General features: G+C 48.9%; 1 protein-coding gene and 6 tRNA genes. All 7 read right to left on the reverse strand.

From position 1 onward, the window contains the following. Positions 1–366: 366 nt before the first annotated feature. A complete protein-coding gene (locus G477_RS0114790; protein ID WP_026698588.1) occupies positions 367–1,812 on the reverse strand; it encodes an NADP-dependent glyceraldehyde-3-phosphate dehydrogenase in 1,446 nt (481 codons plus the stop codon). 525 nt (positions 1,813–2,337) lie between these two features. Further along, positions 2,338–2,413, reverse strand: a tRNA-Lys gene (locus G477_RS0114795). A gap of 6 nt (positions 2,414–2,419) precedes the next feature. Continuing rightward, positions 2,420–2,494, reverse strand: a tRNA-Glu gene (locus tag G477_RS0114800). A 6-nt stretch (positions 2,495–2,500) separates the two neighbouring features. Then, positions 2,501–2,575: transfer RNA gene (locus tag G477_RS0114805), tRNA-Asn, on the reverse strand. Between the two features lie 23 nt (positions 2,576–2,598). Further along, positions 2,599–2,675, reverse strand: a tRNA-Ile gene (locus tag G477_RS0114810). Between the two features lie 18 nt (positions 2,676–2,693). Next, positions 2,694–2,767: transfer RNA gene (locus G477_RS0114815), tRNA-Gly, on the reverse strand. A gap of 4 nt (positions 2,768–2,771) precedes the next feature. After that, a tRNA-Arg gene (locus G477_RS0114820) sits at positions 2,772–2,848 on the reverse strand. Positions 2,849–2,895 lie beyond the last annotated feature (47 nt).

The raw sequence follows: 2,895 nt of genomic DNA on the forward strand, positions 1-2,895 counted from the left end.
TATATACAACCGAAAAAATAAAATGATCTCCTCAATCGCTTGTCTACCAAGGGTTTGAGGAGATTTTTGCCGTTTGAAACTGCTAAAGTCAGGAGAACATCCAAGCATGTCCATACAAACCACAGTGCGGAGCGCCTTTTTAGAGCGGCGTATGCCGCAGGTTCATTGAGGGAAGCATGCGGGCTTCCTGCTTCCCGCGAAGCCGGCAAAGCCGTCGTCTTCCTGCTATAACATCTTTCCTGCAAAGAAAAAAACACGCCGGTGCAGTGCATCCGGCGTGTCTCTATTATGCAGAAGCGAGAGCATTATGCTGTCAACGAACATGCGCTCCCGCCTGTTTTCTGCGAGGTATCATTCATTGTTTCATTACAGATTGAGTACGAGAACTTTATCACGCAGCATGGAATCGATACTGCGGCCGATCCCCTGAACCCCCTGACCTGAGTTCTTGACTCCCAGGAATGGGAAGTGGTCGGGTCCACGGGACGTTTTGCCATTTACTTGGACTGTACCGACATTTAGTTTGTCGGAAAGAGCAAAAGCGTTTTCGAGGTTCTTCGTAAAAATGCTTGCCTGAAGTCCATAAGCATTCCGCTTTTCCAAGTCCACTGCTTCAAATTCATTCGAGATGCGCATGATTGGCAGAACCGGTCCAAACTGCTCTTCCCATGCCACGCGCATGTCTTCGGTGACAGAATCAAGTACAGTTGGGCCAAGCAGGTTTTTCTCCTGCTGACCTTCATGTACAACGACAGCTCCCTTACTCTTTGCATCGTCGATAAGAGAGGTGACGTAATCAGCGGACTTCTGATCGATCATCGGCGTAATATCCGCATCTTCGCTCGAACGGCCGACCTTCAGCGCTGCTACTTTCTCTTTCAGCTTCGCTACCAGTTCATCAGCCACACTGTCTACTACCATCACCCGCTTGATTGCTGTACAGCGCTGCCCCGAGTAGCTGAGAGCGCCGCTGACGATCTCTTTTGCAGTTTTGTCAAGATCCGCATCATCAAGAACGATAGCCGGGTCTTTCCCACCGAGCTCGAGAACGACTGGAATCATGGATGCTTTCTTTGCAATATGCTGGCCGGTGTCCGTTCCACCAGTGAATGTGATCATATCTACTTTCGGATGAGTCACAACAAAATCGCCAATGACAGAACCGCGGCCGGTGACCACGTTAAGAACCCCTTCAGGAAGACCCGCATTCACCAGTGCTTCCACCATCATCAATCCACTGACTGCCCCTTGAGTAGCCGGTTTAAAGACAACCGTGTTCCCCGTAATCAGTGCAGGTGCAATTTTGGATGCCGCGAGATTCACTGGGTAGTTATAAGGTGAAATGGCAAGAACGACCCCGTGAGGCACTTTCTGCACCATCGCTTTTGTCGATTTAGAGGCACCAGGAAACGCATCCCCTTGAATGAAGCTGCCGTGGGTGCGCAGTCCTTCCTCTGCTGTATGCCGGATCAGCTGCGCTGTCCGTTTCACTTCGCTCTTTCCTGAAGAAAGCGTCTTGCCCACTTCTCTATGGATCATATAACCAATTTCATCTGTCATTTTTTCAAGCTCTTCCGCCCATCGGTGAAGAAGCTCGGATCGTTCATGCCCTTCAGCAGCCTCCCAGTTTTCCTGCACGTCGGCTGTCTGTCGAATCGCCCGGTCCACTTCTTCCTGACTTAATGCAGGGACACTGCCGGCCAGTTCATGATCATCCGGAGAGTAAATCTTTACGGTCTCTCCGCTTTCACTGCCAACCCATTTATTGTTTACCAACGTGTGGTACAGGTCGTTATCTTGACGTAATGCCATAAATCATTCACACTCCGTTTCAAAAAAATTTAACCAATTCGGTTAATGTTTTATATTAAAACACGTGAAAGCATTTTCAAACAAGCCGTCTGCTCAAGATTTATGCACGATTTATGTACTTTATTTGAGTACAATCTGTTATCCGGACACATTTTTCACACTATTTAAGCGTTTACAATGTAAGAAAATCCTACAATGACAGGGCATCCAAGAGATTTCTATGCTGTATTCTCTATTCATGCTTGCATATCCATAAAATAGAAAATTTATACTAGTCAATAAACATGCACTCTATGTTCCCAGTGATGCTGGAAAGGCAGAAGCGGAGAAAAGACCGGACCAGCAGCACAGCTTTTCGCTTTCGGACGGCAGCACCGTCCTTCATGAAAGCAGCAAGCGCAATCAAACACCCTCAAAACTGGAGAGCTTGTCACGTCCGTACGATAGACGAGCGAAGTCGCCCGTGTCATTCTACATTCTGATACAACAAAAAAACCGCCCAAAGGCGGTTGGAAAATAAAAATATGGTGAGCCATGGAGGATTCGAACCTCCGACCCTCTGATTAAAAGTCAGATGCTCTGCCAACTGAGCTAATGGCTCAAAATTTGGTGACCCGTACGGGATTCGAACCCGTGTTACCGCCGTGAAAGGGCGGTGTCTTAACCACTTGACCAACGGGCCTTGTAATGGCTCCACCGGTAGGATTCGAACCTACGACCCATCGGTTAACAGCCGATTGCTCTACCACTGAGCTACGGTGGATTATAGTCCATTCAAAGTATGAATGGTGGGCCTGAGTGGACTCGAACCACCGACCTCACGCTTATCAGGCGTGCGCTCTTACCAACTGAGCTACAGGCCCCAACCAGGATAATCCAATTGGAGCGGGTGATGGGAATCGAACCCACGACATCAGCTTGGAAGGCTGAGGTTTTACCACTAAACTACACCCGCATCATGGCGCGCCCGAGAGGAGTCGAACCCCTAGCCTTCTGATCCGTAGTCAGACGCTCTATCCAATTGAGCTACGGGCGCATAAGTTAAAAAAATGGAGCGGGAAACGGGATTCGAACCCGCGACCC

Origin of the sequence: Alkalicoccus chagannorensis DSM 18086 (genome assembly GCF_000429725.1) — a bacterium.
GTDB lineage: Bacteria > Bacillota > Bacilli > Bacillales > Salisediminibacteriaceae > Alkalicoccus > Alkalicoccus chagannorensis.